Here is a 19,063-nt window from a genome sequence, read left to right on the forward strand (position 1 = left end):
TTCACGAAATACGGACAGCTCGAAGCGCAGGTCATTCGGAAAATTGTCGGTCGGCCTTCCTATGCTGTATCCATGCGGAACGCCGATCTCACTGCGGAAGAGCTGGCCCGGGTCGCGAGTCAGGCCAGGTCGATGACGGAGCTCCTGTCGCTGCTCGGCTTGAACAACTCTGGGGGCCGCCGTGCCGCCCTCAAACGGAAAATTGCCGAACTAGGCATCGATACCAGTCATTTCCGGCGCGCATCATATAGCAAATACACACCCGAGATCCTGTCCGCTGCGGTGGCCGCGTCTACAAGCGTCAACGGGGTTCTCGAGCACTTGGGAATCCCGCGCAGCGGTGGGGCGCATTCACATATCAGCCGCCGCATCAAGGCTCTCGGCCTCGATATCTCGCATTTCTCACACGTTAATGGGCATTGGCCGACGCCTCATCAACAGTTCGATCGCGGCACTCTAGAAAAAGCGGCGGACGGCGCAGGGAGCATGCGAGACATTATGCGGCGTCTTGGTATACCCGAGTCCGGGAGGTCGCGAGAAGAGATCCGCCGTCAACTTCAGGCGTTCGGGCTGCCGGAACCCTCCGGGTTTCAGCGTATCCGGCTCAGCGAGGCGGACGTCCGATCGGCCGCCGAGGCGTCACGCTCGGTCGTGTCGATGATGCGCCTTCTCAATCTGCCGGTCACCGAGACCAACCGGCGACGTGTCCTGCGCTGCATCGCCCGTTACCGCATCGACACGTCCCGCTTCGACCGCACGCTCACCAGTTCCCTTCTGAGTGTGAGCAGCCGCAGCGACCCGCGTGCAATTTTGGTGGTACGACCTCCCGGCGCAGGCCGTACCCCAGGACGCGTCCTCCGACGTGCACTAAGCGATATCGGCGTGCCCGCTGCCTGTGAGAAGTGCGGAGTCGGTGACCTGTGGCAAGGAGCACCACTGACGCTCGAGGTCGACCACGTCAACGGCAATCCCCTCGACAACCGCCAAGAAAACCTTCGCCTGCTGTGCCCGAACTGCCACTCGCAAACGGCGACATTTGCCGGGCGAAACAGAGGCCGCCGAAGTGCGTAGAGGTGCGGGCGGGGGGACTCGAACCCCCACAGTGTTTCCACCAACAGGACCTAAACCTGCCGCGTATGCCATTTCGCCACGCCCGCACAGCCCCGCCCAAAGCAGGCCTCACATAGTTTAGCGCTCCAGGCGGGGCACAGGCGCCTCTGTGATGACGACACGGTTCCCTTAGGACGCTCGTCAACGGTGTCCCGCGGCCGGGGTCAGGCCAGGCCCAGCTTCTTCTTCAGCGAAGCCACGTGCCCCGTGGCCTTCACGTTGTAGAGGGCCTGCTCGACCTTCCCCTCCCCGTCGATGACGAACGTCGAGCGAATGACGCCCACGACCTCCTTGCCGTACAACTTCTTCGTGCCGTACGCCCCGTACGCCTGATGGACGGCCAGGTCGGGGTCCGACAGCAGGGGAAAGGTCAGCGCGTCGCGCTCGGCGAACTTGGCGAGTTTCGCCGGCTTGTCCTTCGACACGCCGAGCACCACGAAACCCTCGTCCGTCAGCTGGGCCAGGTTGTCGCGGAAATCGCAGGCCTGCTTGGTGCAGCCGGGCGTCATCGCGGCAGGGTAGAAATAAAGGATCACCCGCTTGCCGCGGTAGGCGTCGAGCGAGACGGTGCCGCCGTCGGCAGTGGGGAGCGTGAATTCGGGCGCGGCGTCGCCGGGCGCGAGCTTGGTTGCGGTCTGCTGGGTATCGGTCACGGGGCCCTCCTCAGTTCCTCCCGCAAACCTACCGGCTACCGGCCCTGTCGCCGTGCCGTGCGGTGCGGGGACCTGACAGACTGATCAGGACCAGAACGGACGGAGCTCGCACGGCACGCGGAGCGGGCGCGGCCCCTCATACGGTCGAAAGGAGAGCCATGGCTGACACCGATCCCGACGAGTTGGAGCGGCGGATCGCGCGCACGCGCGCGGAGTTGGCTCAGACGGTCGACGCCATTGCCGACCGGGTGAGCCCCAAGCGGGTCGCCGAGCGTACGGTCGCCGACGTCAAGAGCAGGGCCGGGCATTTCGTGGCGTCCGTGGGCGATGCCCTGGGGGTGACGCAGAAGCCGGTCGAATACGCCGACACCGTCGAAGGGGTGTGGGAGGAGGAGCGGCCCAACCTGGCTCCGGTGCTGATCGGGGTGGGTGCCGCGCTGGTCGTGGGGGCCGCCATCGTGCTCTGGCGCCGCCGGCGCCGGCTCCGCTGACCAGACGGCTCCGCTGACCAGACCGCGCCCTGACCAGACGGTACGGCGCCCCTGACCTGACGGCGCCGCTCCTGGGAGGAAGGGCCGGGCTTCAGAGGAACGTCTGGCCTTCGCCCCTGTACGTGGGCGCCGACTCCACGAGCGTGTCACCGTCCACGAGGTGGAGGGTGTCGAAACGCTCGCACAGCTCGCCCGCCTTGGCATGCCTGAACCACACCCTGTCCCCGATCCGCAGATCCTGCGCCGCCTGGCCGAGCAGCGGCGTCTGCACCTCACCCGCGCCCTCGTCGGGTGCGTACCGCAGGCCGGCGGGCAGGTACGGCTGCGGCAGCCGGCTCGGCCCCGCCGACCCGGAGGCCACGTAGCCGCCACCGAGCACCGTCACCGTGTCCGGCCCAGGCCGGCGCACCACCGGCAGCGCGAACAGCGCGGCGGGGTGGCCTGTGAAGCGCCGGTAGAAGTCGAACAAGCGGGGATGGAACAGGCCGGAGCCGGCGGCGACTTCTGTGATCGCCTTCTCGCGTACGGTCCGCTCAATGGAGCCGGTGCCGCCGCCGTTGACGAATTCGAGGTCGGTGACCTGGCGGACGGCGTTCACGATGCGGCCGCGCCTCATGACGAGTTCCCTGGCCGACTGTGCCTGCATGAGGCGGATGGCGCGGGCGTACAAGGCTTTCCCCGGCGGGGCGTCGCCGACGCCGGCGATCTGGGCCTCGTACGCCAGCAGCCCGGTCAGCCGGAAGCCCGGTCGTTTGGCGACGATGGCGGCCAGGTCGGCGGCCTGCTCGGATTCGCGGATGGGTGATCGCAGCGCGCCCGCCCGAAATTTCCCGCCGAAGGCGACATATCCGGCATCAAGGTCGATGCACACCCGGATCTCGGCCCGCGGCCGTGCCGACGCCACCGCCGTCTCGATGAAGTCCAAATGAGCCGCGGAGTCGATGGTCACCGTGATGTGCCTGGCCGCCTGCGCATCCCCGGCCAGCGCCGCCAGCGCGTGCCGGTCGGCCGTCGGATAGGCCACCAGGATGTCGGTGAAGCCGTGACCGGCCAGCCATAGCGCCTCGGGCAGCGTGAAGGCCATGATGCCGCGGAAGCCCTCCATGGCCAGGACACGTTCGAGCACGGCGCGGCTGCGTACCGACTTGCTGGCCACCCGGATCGGCTTGCCGCCCGCCCGCCGTACGAGATCCGCCGCGTTGGCGCGCATGGCCGCCAGATCGAGGATCGCGAAGGGCGGCTCCAGAGCCGCTGTGGCGCGGTCGTAACGCTGGCGCTCGTCCATATGAGCAGGGTAACGGCATATGGGGCAAATGAATATGAGCCCAATTCATGTTCATCCGCTTCCCCGTAATGTTCGGGCAAATCGGCGGCGAGGGGCGGTCCAGGCCGTGCATGCCCCATGTACGTCTGTCGTTGTGATGACCACGCTTCAGCGGCAACGGCCCAGCGCCCCGGCGAGCACGCAACCTGCCGGGCTGCGCCGGGCGAGCCGGGCGCTCAGGCCGGCGCGCACCCTCCCGGGCGCCGTCGTCTCGCTCGCGCTGGCGGCCGGGCTGGGAGCCACCGCGGCGGAGGTGGTGTCGGCGCTGCTCGGGCACCCGCTCGGCTGGGTGCCCGTGAACGAGCTCGTCGAGCTCGCCGGCGACACCACGTGGCCGGAGGCGGCCACGGCCGCCCTGGCGACGGCTGGGGCGGGCGCGCTGATGGTGCTGCTCGCGATCGTGCCCGGCCGCTACAAGCTGGTGCCGGTGCAGACCTCCGATCCGCTGATCGTCATCGGCATCACCCGCTCCGGCCTGCGCCGCACCCTGCGCGCGGCCGCCCAGCAGGTGGCCGAGGTCGACAAGGCGCGGGTACGGCTGTGCAGAGGCACCATCGAGGTCACCGTCGTGACCCGGGCGGAGAGCTCGGGCTCGATGCTCAGGCAGGTCGGCACCGCGGTCGGCGATCGGCTGGCCGGCGTGGGCACCCTCGGCGCCGGCCAGGTCGTCGTCCGCCTGCGCAGGAAGGGCGGGTAATGCGCCAGTATCTCGGCAACCGCATCGGGCTGGGCATCGTCGGGGGCACGCTGCTGGGCCTGGGCGCCTACGCCTGGCTCCGCGGCCAGGACCGCCTCCTCGACCTCCCGCCGAACACCAAGATCCTCCCGCCTCAGGCGTACCGCGCCCTGGCCGCCGAGCCCTGGCTGCTGTGGGCGCTGGCCCTGGCCCTGCTCCTGCTGTCCCTGGCCGCCCTCCGCTGGCTGCTGCTCTGCCTGGGCTGGGGTCGCCGCGGCACCCGCAACGGCACTGGCACGGCCATGCTGTACGTCGGGCTCAAGGCCGTCGAGGGGGTGGGCCGGGCATGGGTGCGGGTCGGCCAGGACGGCATGCGCATCGCCCTGTCGTGCCCGGCCACAGCCGATGTCGGGGCGGTGGCGAGCAAGCTGGACCAGGACATCGTCGGCAAGATCCGACGCGAGCTCCATGACGACGACGCCCCCACCCTCGTACGGCTGCACGTGCGCCGATAGCGGTCCGCCGGCGCTAGGCCACCAGCACCGTGAGCGTGTGCCAGCCGGTCGCGCCGTCGGGGGCGGGCGGGGCCTGCTGCTCGGTCTGGGTATGTCCGGCGGCATCGGTCGCCCGTACCTGGATCGTGTGCCGGCCAGGCGTGGCGTCCCAGTCGAGTGACCACTGCCGCCAGGTGTCGGGGCCGGGGACCTCGGCCAGCCGCGCCTGACGCCATTCGCCGCCGTCGACCCGCACCTCCACGGCGGCGATCCCCGTGTGCTGGGCCCACGCCACACCGGCGATCGTGGTACGCCCGGCCTTCAGCGAGGCCCCCGACGTGGGCACGTCGATGCGCGACTGGGTCTTGACGGGGCCCGTGGCCGACCACCCGCGGGGAGTCCAGTAGGCCTGGTCCCTGTCGAACCGGGTCACCTTGAGGTCCACCACCCACTTGGTGGCCGACACGTATCCGTACAGTCCGGGCACCACCTGCCGCACCGGGAAGCCGTGAGCAACGGGGAGGGCCTCGCCGTTCATCGCCACCGCGAACAGCGCGTCGCGGCCGTCCATGACCACGTCGACCGGGGTGCCGCAGGTGAAGCCGTCGGCAGAGGTCGACAGCAGCATGTCGGCGTTCGCCTGCAGGCCGGCCTGCCGCAGCACCTCGGCCATGCGGACGCCGAGCCAGCGGGCGTTGCCGACGAGGTCGCCGCCGACCTCGTTGGAGACGCAGGTGAGCGTGACGTCGGCCTCGGTGAGCGGCATCTTGAGAAGGTCGGCGTAGGTGATCTCGATGGGGCGGTCGACCATGCCGTGGATACGGAGCGTCCAGTCGTTCGGATCGACTTGGGGGACGATCAGGGCGGTGTCGATCCTATAGAAATCCTGATTTTTCGTGATAAAGGGAGACAAACCGCTGATGCGGAAGTCCGCGCCTGCGGGGATGGGCTTGGCCGGAGTCGCCGGGGTGGGGAGCGCCAAGCGCACCCGGGCGGCGCTCACCGTCCGCCGATCGCCGACCTGCCACCCGAGCAGGGCGGACGCGCCGGCGACCACCGCGCCACCGGCGACCCCGGTCAGCAGCCGCCGCCGATCGAACGCCGGCTCCGCCCCCGTCCGTGGTTCCTCATCCGTGGCGCCGTGATCAGTGACCTCGGCCGCCTGGTGGCCGCGTTCGCCGGCCGTCCGGCGTACCAGCCACGAGAGCGCCCACGCACCGGCCGCCACTCCCACCACGGTCGGCAGCGCGTCCAGGCCCCCGGCGCTGTCCGGCCGGGTCACGACCGCGAGCACCCCGACCACCCCGAACACGGCCAGCCCCGCGAAGCCGTAGGCGAGCCGCCGCAGGGCCAGCACTCCGATGGCGGCGGCGACCCCCGCCAGCACCACCAGCACCCCGCCGACGAGCACCGGCTTGTCGTAGAAACCGAGCGTCTCTTTCGCGAACTCCACGACCGGGGCCGGCGACAGGTCGACCGTGGCGTCGGCCACCGCGAGGACGGGAAACGCCTCCGGTCTGACGAACCCCGCCACGAGCAAGGCCGTCCCCAGGGCCACTCCCCCGGACACCCATCCCACCAAGGCTCCCGCCCAGGCGGGCGCCATCGAATTCCTCTGCACAATGCGACGCTACGCCGCCTGGCACCGCCGGGTTCTTACACGTCGGTTACGAGGTCACGCACGATCGGCGCCAGCGCACGGAAGGCCCGCCCCCGGTGGCTGATGGCGTCCTTCGCCTCGGCGGACATCTCGGCCGTGGTGCGGTCGTGGCCGTCGGGTAGAAAGATCGGGTCGTAGCCGAACCCGTTGGACCCGCGCGGCGTGGTGACGAGACGGCCCTGGAGCGTGCCCTCGACCACGCGGGACTCGCCGGACGGCAGAGCCAGCGCGGCGGCGCAGGCGAAGAAGGCGGTCAGCCGGTCCGCCGGCACGTCGGAGAGCTGCGCGAGCAGCAGGTCGAGATTGGCCTGATCGTCACCGTGCCGCCCCGACCAGCGGGCGGAGAAGACGCCGGGCATGCCGTTGAGCACGTCGACGCACAGCCCGGAGTCGTCGGCGACCGCCGGCAAGCCGGAGCCCTGGGCGACCGCGTGCGCCTTGAGCAGGGCGTTTTCCTCGAACGTCACCCCGGTCTCGGCGACCTCACCGATCGAGGGGAACTCCTCGAGCCCCACGATGTCGAACCCGGACAGGATGCGCCGCAGCTCGGCGATCTTGCCCGCGTTACGGGTGGCCAGCACGATCTTCATGACCCCAGCGCCTCCCGCTGGAGCAGCGTGAGCTCCTCGCAGCCGACCACGGCCAGATCGAGCAGCTGGTCGAGCGCGCCCCGGTCGAACGGGGAGCCCTCGGCGGTGCCCTGCACCTCCACGAAGCTGCCCTCCCCCGTCATGACGACGTTCATGTCGGTCTCGGCGGCGACGTCCTCGGTGTAGCAGAGGTCGAGCATCGGCACCGCACCGACCACCCCGACCGAGACCGCCGAGACCGAGCCGATCAGCGGGTCCCCCGGGCACATGCGCCGCTCGCGCATCCAGGCGACCGCGTCGGCCAGCGCCACGTAGGCGCCGGTGATCGCGGCGGTCCTGGTGCCGCCGTCGGCCTGCAGGACGTCGCAGTCAAGCAGAATGGAGTTTTCCCCCAACGCCTTGTAATCGACGCAAGCGCGCAGCGAACGCCCGATCAACCGCGAAATCTCGTGAGTGCGTCCGCCGATTTTGCCGCGGACCGATTCGCGATCGTTACGAGTATTGGTCGCTCGCGGAAGCATGGCATATTCGGCCGTAACCCAGCCCTGGCCGCTGCCTCTCCGCCAGCGCGGCACGCTGTCCTGGACCGAAGCCGCGCACAACACCTTGGTGCCGCCGAATTCGACCAGCACCGAGCCTTCGGCATGGGCGAGCCAATGCCGAGTGATGGTGATCGGGCGAAGCTGGTCAGGGTTGCGGCCATCCTGTCTGGACATGCAGATCACCCTATCTCCGAGCCACAACGCTCTTGACCAAATGTGTCCGACACATGGATCCTTACGCAATGACAACGGGGGTGTTGCGGAACCCTGACTTCCTTCGCTTCCTCAGCTCGCATGTCGCCAACGAAGTTGGCGCGAATGTCTCCCGCGTGGCTCTCCCGCTGGTCGCGGTGTTCGTGCTGCACGCGGGTCCCGCGGAGGTCGGCCTGCTCGCCTCGCTGCAGACGGCCGCCTATCTGCTGATCGGCCTGCCCACGGGGGTGTGGGTCGACAGGATGCGCCGGCGCCGCGTGATGGTGGTCTCCGACCTGTCCAGGTTCGTGCTGCTCGGAAGCATTCCGGTGGCGGCCGAGCTGGGAGTGCTGACCATCGAGATGATGTTCGCGGTGGCGCTGCTCGCAGGCACGGCCCAGGTCTTCAACGACGTGGCGGACCAGACATATTTGCCCAAGCTGGTCAACAACCAGCAGCTCACCGACGGCAACGCGAAGCTGGAGGCCGTGCGCTCGGGGGCGGTCCTGGCCGGGCCCGCCCTGGGAGGCGCGCTGGTGCAACTGCTCGGCGCGTCGCGCACGATGGTCGCCACCGCGCTGGCCTCGCTCACGTCGGTGCTAGTGCTGTCCTCGATCAAGGCGCCGGACAAGCGACCCGCGCACGCCGAGCAGCCGCCCATGCTGCGCGGGATCGGCGAGGGGCTTGCCTACGTTTGGAACGATCGCTTGCTGCGCATGTTCGTGGCGTCGTCGACGATCGGCAACCTCTGCGTCAGCGCGGTGCTGGGCCTGTCGGTGTTGTTCCTGGCCGAGGAGGTCGGGCTGGCGCCCGGCGTCATCGGCGTGCTGCTCATGTCGGGCGGGCTCGGCGGCCTGATCGGCGGCTTGAGCGGGGGCTGGTTGTCCAGGAAGTACGGCACGGCCCGCATGACCTGGCTGGCCGTCACGGTGGGCGCGCCTTTCAGCCTGCTGCTGCCGATGACTCAGGCCGACTGGCGGGTGGTGTGCTTCGCGATCACCTCGATCATGTTGTCGTGGAGCGCTGCCCTGTCGAACGTGGGACAGATCACCTACCGGCAGACGGTGACCCCCGAGCACCTGCTGGGCCGGGTCAACGCCTCGGTGAGGTTCATGGTGTGGGGCGCCATGCCGCTGGGCGCGCTGCTCGGCGGGCTCGTCGCCCAGCAGATCGGCGTACGTCAAACGCTATGGGTGTTCCTGGCGGGCAGGGTGCTGACGTTCGTGCCGCTGCTGTTCTCCCCGCTGCCCCGCCTGCGTGACTTCGACGAGGTTCAGGCGAGGTCGTAGACCGCGCCGCTGCGGGCCAGCTCGAACGGGCCGTCGTAGCCGCCTCTGGAGGCGTCGTCGAGCACGGTGGCCTGGTCGTTCCAGGGGACGAGGTGGGTGAGCACGAGCCGGCCGACGTCGGCCTTGGCGGCGTGCTCGGCGGCCTGGCGGCCGGTCAGGTGCAGGTCGGCGGGCAGGCCCGGCTGCTCGACAAACGACGCCTCGCACAGCAGCAGGTCCGCGCCCGCGGCCAGCCTCACCAGCTCGTCGCACTCGCCGGTGTCGCCGGAGTAGGTCACGGCCTTGCCGCCGGCCGCGACGCGAAAGCCGTAAGCCTCGACCGGGTGGTTGACCAGGCCCGCGGTGAGGGTGAACGGTCCGATCTCGAACGAGCCGGGTTCGAGCGGCACGAAGTCGAACGCGGTCTCCAGGCCGGGCTCGTCCGGCATGCCGTACGCGGCCGACAGCCGGGCGGGGGCGGCGGCGGGCGCGTAGACGGGTACGGCCGGATACGGCGCCGCCGGCCCGTACGTCCGCGCCACGTGGTAACCGCAGATGTCCAGGCAGTGGTCGGCGTGCAGATGGGTCAGGCAGATCGCGTCCACCTCGTACAGGCCGATGTGGCGTTGCAGCGCGCCCAGCGACCCGCTGCCGAGGTCGAGCAACATCCTGAAGCCGTCCTTCTCGAGGAGGTAGCAGGACGCTGGGCTGTCGGGACCGGGAAAGCTGCCCGAGCATCCGACGATGGTCACCTTCATGTGGGCCTCCCGTTAAAGGTAGTACCCCCCACTGGTGCGACTTCGACCGCATCGATCTCCGGGCCCAGGAAGCGTCGCCCGAGCCGGGCGAAGAGCAGGGAGTCGCCGGTGGCGCGGAAGCGGTGCCGGGGGGTGGCCTCGCTTCCGGCCGCCAGTTCGCGGTCGTGCAGGATCCGGTAGACGTCCTTGGCCGTCTCGTCCGCGCTGGAGACCAGCGTGACCTCGTCACCGGCGACGTAGGAGATCGCGCCGGTGAGCAGGGGATAGTGGGTGCAGCCGAGGATGAGAGTGTCGCACCCGGCGGCCCTGACGGGCTCCAGGTAGTCGCGTACGACCTCGATGAGCTCGTCGCTCATCGTCTCGCCTCGTTCGACGTATTCCACCAGGCGCGGGGCGGCCACGCCGGTGAGCTGGACGTCGGGAGCCGCGGTGAAGGCGTCGTGATAGGCCATGGACTCGATGGTGGCCCGGGTGGCGATCACGCCGACTTTCCCGTTGCGGGTGGCGCGCACCGCCCGCCTGGTGGCGGGCTGGATCACCTCGACGACCGGCACGTCGTAGCGCTCGCGGGCGTCACGCAGCACGGCGGCGCTGGCGCTGTTGCACGCGATCACGAGCATCTTGACGTCGTGCTCGACGAGGTGGTCCATCACCTCCAGGGCGTAGGCGCGGACCTCCGCGATGCGTTTCGGCCCGTACGGCTGACGGGCCGTGTCGGCCACGTAAGTGATCGATTCGTGGGGCAACTGGTCGAGGATCGCCCGGGCGACCGTCAAGCCGCCGACCCCGCTGTCGAAGATCCCAATACTCGTGTCCGGCACGCTTCAGAGAGTAGGCGACCTGCCCCCTGAAGACTGCGTAAGAATCCTCACAGGTGCGACACGTGGGCTTGAAGGGGTGTTGCGTTGCTCACATCAGCCCCTGCCGACCCGTGCGAGCTGACGCGCCTGAGCCACCAGGCGACCGGCGGAGTCGCGCACCTCGACCTCCTCGTCGAACCAGCCGTCGGAGATCAGCCGGCCGCTGCCGAGCAGGGTCAGCCAGCCGGGCGCGGGCAGCGCGCGCAGGTGCCAGGTGAGGTCCACGGTCGGCGCCCAGCCGCGCGCGCCCGCCGAGAACACCACGGGCGGCAACGCGTCCACGGCCAGCGCCAGCACGTACGGGTCCGGGTCCTGCGGCTCGGCCATCCTGAAGTACGCCCGCGACTCGGGCCTGCCGGTGGGGTTGCCGGTCAGCCAGCCGATCGTGGGCGGGTCGAAGAGCAGCTCCATCTGGGCGCTCAGGGTCATGCCCGATTCCGGCTTGGGGTCGGGGAGCTTGACGCAGTCCGCGGGGGCCGGCATGTCGTGCGCTGATTTTTCGGCATAAATCGGCGCGACGTCGTTCAACGTGGCCGTCGTGATCAGGCTCTCGATCTGCGCCACGCCATCCTGTACGAGCGTGGCCCGGGCGAAGGCGGCCGTCCTGCCCGCCTTCAGCGGCTCCACCTTGACCTGGGCGGGACCGGGCGCCGGCGCCTTGAGGAACTGCGCTGTCGTGCTCACCGGATGGTGGAACGGCGAGGCGTCCACCGCCGCGCGCAGGATCACCGCCATGAGGTAGCCGCCGTTGAGCGGGCCGCCGATGGCGTATCCGGGGTCGATGCACACGTCGTAGGTGCCGTCGTCGACCCTGATCGCCTGCGTGGCCTCGTCGAACTTGGTCATCCGCTCCCGCCTCAGCCTGGAACTATATTCTAGTAGCCCCATACTCTACGACATGCGTCTGTCAGCGCGCCTACCTGCGAAAACATGGTCGGGCTGAGAGAGTTTGATCATGGCAGTTGTCACCGAACTCATAGGTCAGTCCGTCTGGGACTGCCACGGGGTGTGGGTCGGTCACGTCGTCGACATCCGCATGATCAAGCACAAGGGCGAGCTCCAGCAGAGCCACACCGTCAACGGACTTGTCGTGTCCAGCCGGCGTGCGCCGCTCCTGCTCGGGCTCACCCGCAACCTCCACGGGCGCGTCCCCTGGCTCTCCCGGGTCCTGACACGGGTGATCTACGCGGGGTGCACGTTCGTGCCGTGGTCGAGCGTCGCCGACTACGCGAGCGGCGAGGTGCATATCGATGTGCTCAGAAAGGAGCTCCCCAGAGTCTGATTTCGACTTCAGCACATTGCAAGCGGCTGACAAGCAACATCAGATAACTTCTCTGTGGTTAAAAGTCCACATTGTGAGTTGAGTGATGTCTGCGAATAATCCCCCTTACGGCCAGGATCCTGACCGGACTACGGCGTACAACTGGAACCAAGGGCAGCCGTACCCTCCGCAGCAGCCTTACCCCCAGCAGCAGTCCTACGGCGAACAGGGGACTTATGGGCAGCAGGGCTATGACCAGCAGGGCGCCTACGGTCAGCAGGGCAACCCTGGCCAGCAGCCCTACGGCCAGCAGCAGCCAGCCTATGGACAGCAGGCATACGGTCAGCAGGCTTACGGGCAGCAACAGCCGCCGTACGGGCAGCAGGCCCAGGGTGGCTGGCAGCAGGAGCAGATGCCGCAGGGCGGCTGGCAGCAGGAGCAGAGTTGGCAGCAGGGCCAGTACGCGCAGCCAGGATGGCAGCAGCAGGGGCCTGAAGGCTTCGGCCCGGCCGGGCCGGCCAAGAAGAGCCGCAAGGGCTGGCTGATCGCGGGCGCCGCGACCCTCGCGGTGGTCCTGCTCGGCGGCGGCGCGGTGTGGGCCGTGGGCGCCATCGGCGGCGGCGGCACGCAGCCGAACGACGTCCTGCCCGCCAACTCCATCGCCTACGCCCGCCTTGACCTGGACCCGGCCGCGAACCAGAAGCTGGCGCTGTTCCAGCTCGCCAGGAAGTTCACGGTCACCAAGGACTCCTTCACCGGCGAGGACCCGCGCAAGGCGCTGTTCGACACCATCAACAAGGACTCCGACAGCAAGATCGACTTTGCCAAGGACGTCGACCCGTGGCTGGGCAGCAGGATCGGCTTCGCCGCCGTCCCCTCCGGCAAGGACGAGCCCGACTTCGCGGTGGCCGTCCAGGTCAAGGACCAGGAGCAGGCCAAGGCCGGCATCGCCAAGCTGATGGACGGCGACAAGTACGGCATCTCCTTCCGCGACGACTACGCGCTCCTCACCGCCAACCAGGGGCTGGCCGACAAGTACGCCCAGGCCGAGGGCAGCCTGGCCGACAACGCGGAGTTCAGCGAGGACATGGGTGCGGTCGGCGAGCAGGGCGTGCTGTCCTTCTGGGCCGACATGGGCGGCCTGATCGACCTGGCCAAGAAGGAGCTCCCCGCGGACCAACGGGCGGCGATCGACAAGATCAAGGACGCCAGGTTCGCCGGCGCCCTGCGCTTCGACAGCGCCTACGTCGAGCTCGCCGGTACGGTGCGCGGCGGCACGGGCATGCTGCCCCAGGGCGACCTGCCCAAGGCCAACCTGGGCACTCTGCCCGCCACCACGGCCGGCGCGCTGTCGATCTCCGGCCTGGACCAGGTCGTCACCAAGCAGTGGTCCGAGATCGAGAAGCAGGCCTCGGCGACCGGGGCCGCGGAGATCAAGCAGCTCATCGAGCAGGCCAAGACCCAGTTCGGCCTGGAGCTGCCGGCTGACCTCGCCACGGTCTTCGGCAAGAACTTCACGCTGGCGGTGGACAGCGAGGGCCTGAACAGCGACCAGATCAAGGGCGGCGTGCGCATCGCGACCGACCCGGCCAAGGCGCAGGCCATCCTCGACAAGATCCAGCAGGCGATGACCTCCAGCGGGCAGCCGGCTCCCCAGATCGCCAAGGTCGCCGGGGACGGGGTCTTCACGGTGGCGACGACCGACGAGTACGCCAAGAAGCTGGCCGAGGAGGGCACGCTGGGCGACTCGGAGACGTTCCAGACCGCGATCCCGAACGCGGGCGAGGCCACGTCAGCGCTCTTCGTCGACCTCGACAAGCTGGAGAGCCTCTACCTCAAGACCATGCAAGGCGACGAGAAGGCCAACCTGCAGGTGCTGAGGGCCATCGGCATCAGCGGCACCCAGACCGACACCGAGGCGACATTCTCGATGCGGGTCCTGTTCAACTAAGGGCATAACGAAAGGGCGGCCGGTCCCCTGACCGGCCGCCCTTTCGTGTTCCAGGCGCTCAGGCCCAGAGCTGGCCTTCGAGGCGTTCTTCCGCCTCGTCCAGGGTGCCCTCGTAGGCGCCCGTGGACAGGTATTTCCAGCCGCCGTCGGCCACCACGAACACGACGTCGGCACGCTCTCCCGCCTTGACCGCCTTCGCGGCCACCCCGAGCGCCGCATGCAGCGCGGCCCCGGTCGAGACGCCGGCGAAGATGCCCTCAGAGGCCAGCAGCTCGCGGGTGCGCCGCAGCGCGTCCGCGGAGCCGACCGAGAATCGGGTGGTCAGCACGGACTCGTCGTAGAGCTCGGGGATGAACCCCTCGTCCACGTTACGCAGCCCGTAGACCAGCTCGCCGTAACGCGGCTCGGCGGCGACGATCTGCACGTCCGGCACCCGCTCGCGCAGGAACCGGCCCACTCCCATCAGCGTCCCCGTCGTGCCGAGCCCGGCCACGAAGTGGGTGACGGTCGGCAGGTCCTCGAGGATCTCGGGGCCCGTGGTCTCGTAGTGCGAGCGCCAGTTGGCCGGGTTTCCGTATTGGTAGAGCATCACCCAGGAGGGGTTTTTCGCCGCCAGGTCCTTGGCCACGCGCACGGCCTCGTTCGAGCCACCGGCCGCCGGGGAGGAGATGATCTCGGCGCCCCACATGCGCAGCAGCTGGCGCCGCTCCTCGGAGGTGTTCTCCGGCATGACGCAGATCAGCTTGTAGCCCTTGAGCTTGGCCGACATGGCGAGCGAGATGCCGGTGTTGCCGCTGGTGGGCTCCAGGATCGTGCAGCCGGGCGTGAGGAGGCCGTCCTTCTCGGCCTGCTGGACCATCCACAGCGCGGGCCGGTCCTTGATCGAGCCGGTCGGGTTGCGGTCCTCCAGCTTCGCCCAGATCCGTACGTCGGCGGACGGCGACAACCTCGGCAGGCCGACGAGCGGCGTGCGACCCACCGAGTCGATCAGCGATTCGAAACGCATGTCACCCGCCGGCGACGGCAGGAAGGACGGTCACCGTGTCACCGTCGGACACCGGCGTACCGAGGCCGCCCAGGAAGCGCACGTCCTCGTCGTTGAGGTAAACGTTGACGAAGCGGCGCAGGCCGCCCTGGTCGACCAGGCGGTCCTTGATGCCCGGGTGGCGGGACTCCAGATTGGTGATCAGCTCGTCAAGAGTGGCGCCCTCAGCGCTCACGGCCTTCGCACCGTCGGTGTAGTTGCGCAGAATGGTCGGGATGCGAACCTCGATGGCCATCGCGGTCAGTCTCCTCATGTCATGTCGTCGTCCCATCGGCGGACAACGCCGACGGCTGAAAGGGGATTCCAGGCTCAGTGACGTCAGTTGCGACAGTCGTAGACGACGACAGCCGGAGTATGCGCGAAGAGGAAGCTCTGCACCGGCCGGACCATCATGGGAGAAACCTTACCTCTTCCTCGGTAATCACTCCGTCGAGGATCCGGTAGGAGCGGAACTCCGCCTTGTTGTCGTCCCTGGTGGAGACCAGGACGTAGTGCGCGTTGGGCTCGGAGGCGTAGGACACGTCGGTGCGTGACGGGTAGGCCTCGGTGGCGGTGTGGGAGTGGTAGATCACGACGGGTTCCTCGTCGCGGTCGTCCATCTCGCGCCACACGCGCAGCTGCTCCATCGAGTCGAAGCGGTAGAAGGTGGGCGAGCGCTCGGCGTTCGCCATGGGGACGAACCGCTCGGGAACGCCGTTCTTGCCCGCGATCACACCGCACGCCTCGTCGGGGTGGTCGGCCCGGGCATGGGCGACGATCTTGTCCGCCAGTTCCTGCGAGATCGAGAGCATGCCCGGAAATTACCAGAGCGCTCGGACCAGGCTGTCCTGGAGGTAGGTCAACCAGTCATAGGTGACATAGGCCGGGTATCTAGGGTCGTCCTCGGACATCATGGCGATCTCATCGTGGATCTCCTCGGTCACCTCCAGCTTGGTGCCGAGGGTGAGCCGGATGTCGTTGAGCGCCCGCAGCCACGCCTGGGCCTGCTCGGGTGTCAGGTCGAAGCGCCCGGACGCGGCGCTGTCGAGCACGGTCTGCGCGTCGGCCCGTTTGCCGTCGCGCAGCGTGGCCTCGGTGTAGCGGCGGAACTCGGCCGCCTCTTTGTCGTCTTCATACGCCGACGGGAACAGGCGCGCCAGCACCGGGTCCGACGGAGCCTCGGTCGAGCCGATGCCCAGCGCCCGCTCCAGCGGATCGTCGCTCGTCTCCCCCGGCGTCACGAGGCCGAGCGTCATCGACACGAGCGAGCGCAGCAGCGAGACCTCCGCGGCCTCGAACCGCGCGACGACTCCGCCACCTTTGCCCGGCGAGAACCCCGAACTCACCCGCACCTCTTCACGTGCATCACTTGACCGAATCCGGCTGGAGCGTCGCCCACAGGCCGTAGGAGTGGAGAATCTGCACATCGCGTTCCATCTCTTCGCGCGTGCCGCTGGACACGACCGCCTTACCCTTGTGGTGTACGTCCAGCATGAGTTTCTCGGCCTTCTCCTTGGTGTAGCCGAAGACCGTTTGGAAGACGTAGGTCACGTAGGACATGAGGTTGACGGGGTCGTTCCAGACGATGGTTACCCATGGCAGATCGGGCCGGACGTCCGATGACGGACGCTCGACGGTGATTGGAGCGGTGCTACCCACATCCCCGAGTCTGCCCTATCTGGGCCGTAGTCTTCGAGTCGTGACAATGACCATGAGCACTGCGTTGCTCACAGATCACTATGAGCTGACGATGCTGCAGGCCGCGCTGCGAAGCGGGGCGGCCCACAGACGCGCGGTCTTCGAGGTGTTCGCCCGACACCTGCCGGGCGGGCGGCGCTACGGGGTTGTCGCTGGGACGGGACGTGTCCTGGACGAGCTCGAACACTTCCGTTTTGGTGACAATGAACTCACCTATCTGCAGGCGCGCCAGGTCGTGGACGACGCCACTCTGGCGTTTCTGGCCGATTACCGGTTTTCGGGCAACATCTACGGCTACCGCGAGGGTGACCTCTATTTCCCCGCCTCTCCCATCATGGTCGTGGAGGGCACCTTCGCCGAGGCCGTGGTGCTGGAGACGCTGATCCTGTCGATCCTCAATCACGACTGCGCGATCGCCTCCGCCGCCTCCCGCATGACCAACGCCGCGGGCAAGCGCCCGATCATCGAGATGGGCTCGCGGCGGACGCACGAGAGCGCGGCGGTGGCCGCTGCCCGGGCCGCGTACATCGCCGGGTTCGCCTCGACCTCCAACCTGATGGCCGGGCAGAGGTACGGCATCCCCACGGCCGGCACGGCGGCGCACGCCTTCACGCTGCTGCACGACTCCGAGCGGGCGGCGTTCGAGGCCCAGATTGCCTCGCTCGGGCCGGAGACGACCCTGCTGGTGGACACCTACGACGTGCCGGAGGCGGTCCGCACGGCGGTGGAGCTGGCCGGGCCCAAGCTCGGCGCGGTCCGCATCGACTCCGGAGACCTGGCCGCCGCGGCGCAGGAGGTGCGCGAGCAACTCGACGCGCTCGGCGCCTTCAACACCCGCATCCTGGTCACCTCGGACCTGGACGAATACGCCATCGCCGCGCTCGCCGCCGCCCCCGTGGACGGGTACGGAGTGGGCACCTCGCTGGTGACCGGGTCAGGGGTGCCCACGGCGGCACTGGTGTACAAGCTGGTGGCGCGGGAGACGGCCGCGGGCAAGCTGGAGCCTGTGGCCAAGCGCTCGGTGGGCAAGCCGTCGCGGGGCGGGCGCAAGGAGGCGTACCGGGTGCTGGACTCCTCCGGCCATGCCGAGACCGAGCTGATCACCACTGGGGGCGTGGTCCCCGAGGGTGGCATTCCCCTGCTGCACGAGCTGGTGCACGAAGGCGAGGTCGTCGGCGCGGAGCCCCTGTCCGCCGCCCGCGAACGCCACGCGCAGGCCGTCGCCACACTCCCGCTGGAGGCCCTCCACCTGGGCCGGGGGTACGCGGCGGTCCCCACGGAGTTCGCCTGACGTATCGTGCCACTATGGGCACCGCATTGATCATCGTCGATGTGCAGAACGACTTCTGCGAGGGTGGCAGCCTTCCCGTGGCCGGCGGGTCCGCGGTGGCGGGGGCGATCACCCGCCACGTGGCCGACCACGGCTACGACCATGTGGTCGCCACCCGCGACTACCACGTCTCCCCCGGCGACCACTTCTCGGAGTCGCCCGACTACCTTTCGAGCTGGCCGGCCCACTGCGTGGCCGGCACGCCGGGGGCGGACTTCCATCCGTCGTTCGACGTGTCGGCGGTGGAGGAGGTCTTCAGCAAGGGGACGAACGCGGCGGCTTACAGCGGGTTCGAGGGCGCGTCCGGCGACGGGGTGTCGCTCGTGGACTGGCTCAGGGAGCGCGGGGTGCGCGAGGTGGACGTCGTGGGCATCGCCACCGACCACTGCGTGCGCGCCACGGCCCTGGACGCGGTCAAGCACGGCCTGGCGGTGCGCGTCCTGCTGGACCTCACGGCCGGCGTCTCGCGCGCCACGACTGAGGCGGCGATCGAGGAGCTGAAGAATGCGGGCGCCACCTTGCGGGGAGCGCCTGCCGTGGGCTGATCTCCTGCCGTCCATCACGCTGCGCAACGCTGAGGTGATGTGATATCAAGAGGGACGGACGCTCTCCGCAGTCGTGACGACACGGAGCGTGACACGTCTTCCTCGTCGTGGGAGGTTCTTCATGCTGGCCCTCTCCCTAGGAGCGGCCTGGCTGCTCCTCGGGCCGCTCAGCCTGTGGCTCCTCGTCAAGGGCAGCGCCGCCGTGCGCATGGGCGCGATCGTCACGCTGGTGCTGCTGGAAGGCGGCACGATCGTGATGAGCCAGCTCGCTCAGGATTCCATCCCTGAGCACTCCGTGGTGTCCCACGACGTGTCACCGGCACCTGTCTGCGACGAACGCACCCCTGCCCCGCGATCCGCCAGGGTCGGCAGGGCGCTCGTGCTGGCCTGGCCCGCCGTCCACCGCGAATGCGAGACGGCCGAGGTCACTGTCCGCACCAAGGGGAGGCGGCTGCTGGTCTGGGTGCGTACGGCCCCGGGTCCGGGCGATCGCCGGACCGTCCTTCCCGTACGCGTCAAAGGCGACACGGCCCGCGTAACAGTCCCGTTGCCTGAAAAATCAGGCCATATCCCGGTTGATGGCCGCAGCGGCCACCGGATCCCGGCACCGATGACGTAGCCATCTGGATGGAGCAC

At 68.9% G+C, this 19,063-nt stretch carries 23 protein-coding genes and 1 tRNA gene; 10 read left to right on the forward strand and 14 right to left on the reverse strand.

Annotation, left to right across the window (positions count from 1 at the left end):
- Positions 1–72: 72 nt before the first annotated feature.
- Positions 73–1,071 (forward strand): HNH endonuclease signature motif containing protein, encoded by a 999-nt coding sequence (locus Q9G87_RS22055; RefSeq protein ID WP_305918308.1) that lies wholly within the window; start codon positions 73–75, stop codon positions 1,069–1,071.
- A 3-nt stretch (positions 1,072–1,074) separates the two neighbouring features.
- On the opposite strand, the gene Q9G87_RS22060 is transcribed toward Q9G87_RS22055, so the two are convergent.
- Positions 1,075–1,157 (reverse strand) — tRNA-Leu (locus tag Q9G87_RS22060).
- A 117-nt stretch (positions 1,158–1,274) separates the two neighbouring features.
- The gene (gene bcp, locus Q9G87_RS22065) at positions 1,275–1,763 is read right to left on the reverse strand and encodes a thioredoxin-dependent thiol peroxidase (protein WP_305918309.1); all 489 of its coding nucleotides are present in this window, start codon (positions 1,761–1,763) and stop codon (positions 1,275–1,277) included.
- A gap of 158 nt (positions 1,764–1,921) precedes the next feature.
- On the opposite strand from bcp, the gene Q9G87_RS22070 reads away from it, so the two are divergent.
- Positions 1,922–2,254, forward strand: a complete 333-nt coding sequence (locus Q9G87_RS22070; RefSeq protein WP_305918310.1) for a DUF3618 domain-containing protein — start codon at positions 1,922–1,924, stop codon at positions 2,252–2,254.
- A gap of 91 nt (positions 2,255–2,345) precedes the next feature.
- On the opposite strand, the gene Q9G87_RS22075 is transcribed toward Q9G87_RS22070, so the two are convergent.
- Positions 2,346–3,539 (reverse strand): amino acid deaminase/aldolase, encoded by a 1,194-nt coding sequence (locus tag Q9G87_RS22075; protein ID WP_305918311.1) that lies wholly within the window; start codon positions 3,537–3,539, stop codon positions 2,346–2,348.
- 136 nt (positions 3,540–3,675) lie between these two features.
- On the opposite strand from Q9G87_RS22075, the gene Q9G87_RS22080 reads away from it, so the two are divergent.
- Both Q9G87_RS22080 and Q9G87_RS22085 read left to right on the forward strand, forming a co-directional pair.
- The gene (locus tag Q9G87_RS22080; RefSeq protein WP_305918312.1) at positions 3,676–4,275 is read left to right on the forward strand and encodes a DUF6286 domain-containing protein; all 600 of its coding nucleotides are present in this window, start codon (positions 3,676–3,678) and stop codon (positions 4,273–4,275) included.
- Positions 4,275–4,769 (forward strand): hypothetical protein, encoded by a 495-nt coding sequence (locus Q9G87_RS22085; protein ID WP_305918313.1) that lies wholly within the window; start codon positions 4,275–4,277, stop codon positions 4,767–4,769. Before Q9G87_RS22080 ends, Q9G87_RS22085 begins: the two co-directional genes overlap by 1 nt.
- Positions 4,770–4,782: 13 nt before the next feature.
- Here Q9G87_RS22085 and Q9G87_RS22090 read toward each other — a convergent pair whose 3' ends face one another.
- From Q9G87_RS22090 to rph, 3 genes are read right to left on the reverse strand one after another with little or no spacing between them, the layout of a single operon-like run.
- The gene (locus tag Q9G87_RS22090) at positions 4,783–6,369 is read right to left on the reverse strand and encodes a molybdopterin-dependent oxidoreductase (RefSeq protein ID WP_371825806.1); all 1,587 of its coding nucleotides are present in this window, start codon (positions 6,367–6,369) and stop codon (positions 4,783–4,785) included.
- A 35-nt stretch (positions 6,370–6,404) separates the two neighbouring features.
- Positions 6,405–6,998, reverse strand: a complete 594-nt coding sequence (gene rdgB / locus Q9G87_RS22095; protein WP_305918314.1) for an RdgB/HAM1 family non-canonical purine NTP pyrophosphatase — start codon at positions 6,996–6,998, stop codon at positions 6,405–6,407.
- Positions 6,995–7,714 carry a ribonuclease PH gene (rph, locus tag Q9G87_RS22100; protein ID WP_305918526.1) on the reverse strand — a complete coding sequence of 240 codons (720 nt, stop codon included), beginning with the start codon at positions 7,712–7,714 and terminating at the stop codon, positions 6,995–6,997. Before rph ends, rdgB begins: the two co-directional genes overlap by 4 nt.
- Positions 7,715–7,782: 68 nt before the next feature.
- Here rph and Q9G87_RS22105 point away from each other — a divergent pair, with 68 nt between their 5' ends.
- Positions 7,783–9,021 carry an MFS transporter gene (locus Q9G87_RS22105; RefSeq protein ID WP_305918315.1) on the forward strand — a complete coding sequence of 413 codons (1,239 nt, stop codon included), beginning with the start codon at positions 7,783–7,785 and terminating at the stop codon, positions 9,019–9,021.
- Here the strand turns inward: Q9G87_RS22105 and Q9G87_RS22110 are convergent.
- The 3 genes from Q9G87_RS22110 to Q9G87_RS22120 form a co-directional block, all read right to left on the reverse strand.
- Entirely contained in the window at positions 9,006–9,758 is a 753-nt protein-coding gene (locus Q9G87_RS22110) for an MBL fold metallo-hydrolase (RefSeq protein ID WP_305918316.1), read from the reverse strand. The two genes, Q9G87_RS22105 and Q9G87_RS22110, sit on opposite strands and share 16 nt — an antisense overlap.
- Positions 9,755–10,579 (reverse strand): glutamate racemase, encoded by an 825-nt coding sequence (gene murI / locus Q9G87_RS22115; RefSeq protein ID WP_305918317.1) that lies wholly within the window; start codon positions 10,577–10,579, stop codon positions 9,755–9,757. Before murI ends, Q9G87_RS22110 begins: the two co-directional genes overlap by 4 nt.
- Before the next feature lie 93 nt (positions 10,580–10,672).
- On the reverse strand, positions 10,673–11,464 hold the full coding sequence (locus tag Q9G87_RS22120) for a thioesterase family protein (protein WP_305918318.1): 792 nt from the start codon (positions 11,462–11,464) through the stop codon (positions 10,673–10,675).
- Positions 11,465–11,573: 109 nt separating this feature from the next.
- Here Q9G87_RS22120 and Q9G87_RS22125 point away from each other — a divergent pair, with 109 nt between their 5' ends.
- Entirely contained in the window at positions 11,574–11,900 is a 327-nt protein-coding gene (locus Q9G87_RS22125) for a hypothetical protein (RefSeq protein ID WP_305918319.1), read from the forward strand.
- An 85-nt stretch (positions 11,901–11,985) separates the two neighbouring features.
- Positions 11,986–13,830, forward strand: coding sequence for a DUF3352 domain-containing protein (locus Q9G87_RS22130; RefSeq protein ID WP_305918527.1), 1,845 nt, complete (start codon positions 11,986–11,988; stop codon positions 13,828–13,830).
- Positions 13,831–13,888: 58 nt separating this feature from the next.
- On the opposite strand, the gene Q9G87_RS22135 is transcribed toward Q9G87_RS22130, so the two are convergent.
- The 5 genes from Q9G87_RS22135 to clpS form a co-directional block, all read right to left on the reverse strand.
- Positions 13,889–14,836, reverse strand: a complete 948-nt coding sequence (locus Q9G87_RS22135; RefSeq protein WP_305918320.1) for a PLP-dependent cysteine synthase family protein — start codon at positions 14,834–14,836, stop codon at positions 13,889–13,891.
- A gap of 1 nt (position 14,837) precedes the next feature.
- Complete coding sequence (locus tag Q9G87_RS22140; protein WP_138673133.1) at positions 14,838–15,110, reverse strand: MoaD/ThiS family protein; 273 nt, start codon at positions 15,108–15,110, stop codon at positions 14,838–14,840.
- Positions 15,111–15,264: 154 nt separating this feature from the next.
- A complete protein-coding gene (locus Q9G87_RS22145) occupies positions 15,265–15,666 on the reverse strand; it encodes a M67 family metallopeptidase (protein ID WP_305918321.1) in 402 nt (133 codons plus the stop codon).
- 9 nt (positions 15,667–15,675) lie between these two features.
- Positions 15,676–16,200 carry a DUF2017 domain-containing protein gene (locus Q9G87_RS22150; protein WP_305918322.1) on the reverse strand — a complete coding sequence of 175 codons (525 nt, stop codon included), beginning with the start codon at positions 16,198–16,200 and terminating at the stop codon, positions 15,676–15,678.
- 19 nt (positions 16,201–16,219) lie between these two features.
- Positions 16,220–16,513: an ATP-dependent Clp protease adapter ClpS gene (clpS, locus tag Q9G87_RS22155; protein ID WP_305918323.1), complete on the reverse strand. Its 294-nt coding sequence runs from the start codon at positions 16,511–16,513 to the stop codon at positions 16,220–16,222.
- A 46-nt stretch (positions 16,514–16,559) separates the two neighbouring features.
- Here clpS and Q9G87_RS22160 point away from each other — a divergent pair, with 46 nt between their 5' ends.
- The 3 genes from Q9G87_RS22160 (at position 16,560) to Q9G87_RS22170 (ending at position 19,046) form a co-directional block, all read left to right on the forward strand.
- Positions 16,560–17,843 carry a nicotinate phosphoribosyltransferase gene (locus tag Q9G87_RS22160; RefSeq protein WP_305918324.1) on the forward strand — a complete coding sequence of 428 codons (1,284 nt, stop codon included), beginning with the start codon at positions 16,560–16,562 and terminating at the stop codon, positions 17,841–17,843.
- A 14-nt stretch (positions 17,844–17,857) separates the two neighbouring features.
- Positions 17,858–18,427 carry a nicotinamidase gene (locus tag Q9G87_RS22165; protein ID WP_305918325.1) on the forward strand — a complete coding sequence of 190 codons (570 nt, stop codon included), beginning with the start codon at positions 17,858–17,860 and terminating at the stop codon, positions 18,425–18,427.
- A gap of 121 nt (positions 18,428–18,548) precedes the next feature.
- Entirely contained in the window at positions 18,549–19,046 is a 498-nt protein-coding gene (locus Q9G87_RS22170; protein ID WP_305918326.1) for a hypothetical protein, read from the forward strand.
- Positions 19,047–19,063 lie beyond the last annotated feature (17 nt).

The organism is Nonomuraea turcica, from assembly GCF_030718205.1.
GTDB lineage: Bacteria > Actinomycetota > Actinomycetes > Streptosporangiales > Streptosporangiaceae > Nonomuraea.

Coding starts and splice junctions, on each gene's coding strand:
- Q9G87_RS22080 (WP_305918312.1), top strand. CDS start 3,676: ATGACCACGCTTCAGCGGCAACGGCCCAGCGCCCCGGCGAGCACGCAA.
- Q9G87_RS22120 (WP_305918318.1), bottom strand. CDS start 11,464: ATGACCAAGTTCGACGAGGCCACGCAGGCGATCAGGGTCGACGACGGC.
- Q9G87_RS22165 (WP_305918325.1), top strand. CDS start 17,858: ATGGGCACCGCATTGATCATCGTCGATGTGCAGAACGACTTCTGCGAG.
- Q9G87_RS22140 (WP_138673133.1), bottom strand. CDS start 15,110: ATGGCCATCGAGGTTCGCATCCCGACCATTCTGCGCAACTACACCGAC.
- rph (WP_305918526.1), bottom strand. CDS start 7,714: ATGTCCAGACAGGATGGCCGCAACCCTGACCAGCTTCGCCCGATCACC.
- Q9G87_RS22085 (WP_305918313.1), top strand. CDS start 4,275: ATGCGCCAGTATCTCGGCAACCGCATCGGGCTGGGCATCGTCGGGGGC.
- Q9G87_RS22135 (WP_305918320.1), bottom strand. CDS start 14,836: ATGCGTTTCGAATCGCTGATCGACTCGGTGGGTCGCACGCCGCTCGTC.
- Q9G87_RS22070 (WP_305918310.1), top strand. CDS start 1,922: ATGGCTGACACCGATCCCGACGAGTTGGAGCGGCGGATCGCGCGCACG.
- Q9G87_RS22075 (WP_305918311.1), bottom strand. CDS start 3,539: ATGGACGAGCGCCAGCGTTACGACCGCGCCACAGCGGCTCTGGAGCCG.
- Q9G87_RS22145 (WP_305918321.1), bottom strand. CDS start 15,666: ATGCTCTCGATCTCGCAGGAACTGGCGGACAAGATCGTCGCCCATGCC.
- Q9G87_RS22170 (WP_305918326.1), top strand. CDS start 18,549: ATGCTGGCCCTCTCCCTAGGAGCGGCCTGGCTGCTCCTCGGGCCGCTC.
- Q9G87_RS22110 (WP_305918316.1), bottom strand. CDS start 9,758: ATGAAGGTGACCATCGTCGGATGCTCGGGCAGCTTTCCCGGTCCCGAC.
- rdgB (WP_305918314.1), bottom strand. CDS start 6,998: ATGAAGATCGTGCTGGCCACCCGTAACGCGGGCAAGATCGCCGAGCTG.
- Q9G87_RS22130 (WP_305918527.1), top strand. CDS start 11,986: ATGTCTGCGAATAATCCCCCTTACGGCCAGGATCCTGACCGGACTACG.
- Q9G87_RS22160 (WP_305918324.1), top strand. CDS start 16,560: ATGACCATGAGCACTGCGTTGCTCACAGATCACTATGAGCTGACGATG.
- Q9G87_RS22105 (WP_305918315.1), top strand. CDS start 7,783: ATGACAACGGGGGTGTTGCGGAACCCTGACTTCCTTCGCTTCCTCAGC.
- Q9G87_RS22125 (WP_305918319.1), top strand. CDS start 11,574: ATGGCAGTTGTCACCGAACTCATAGGTCAGTCCGTCTGGGACTGCCAC.
- Q9G87_RS22055 (WP_305918308.1), top strand. CDS start 73: ATGCGGAACGCCGATCTCACTGCGGAAGAGCTGGCCCGGGTCGCGAGT.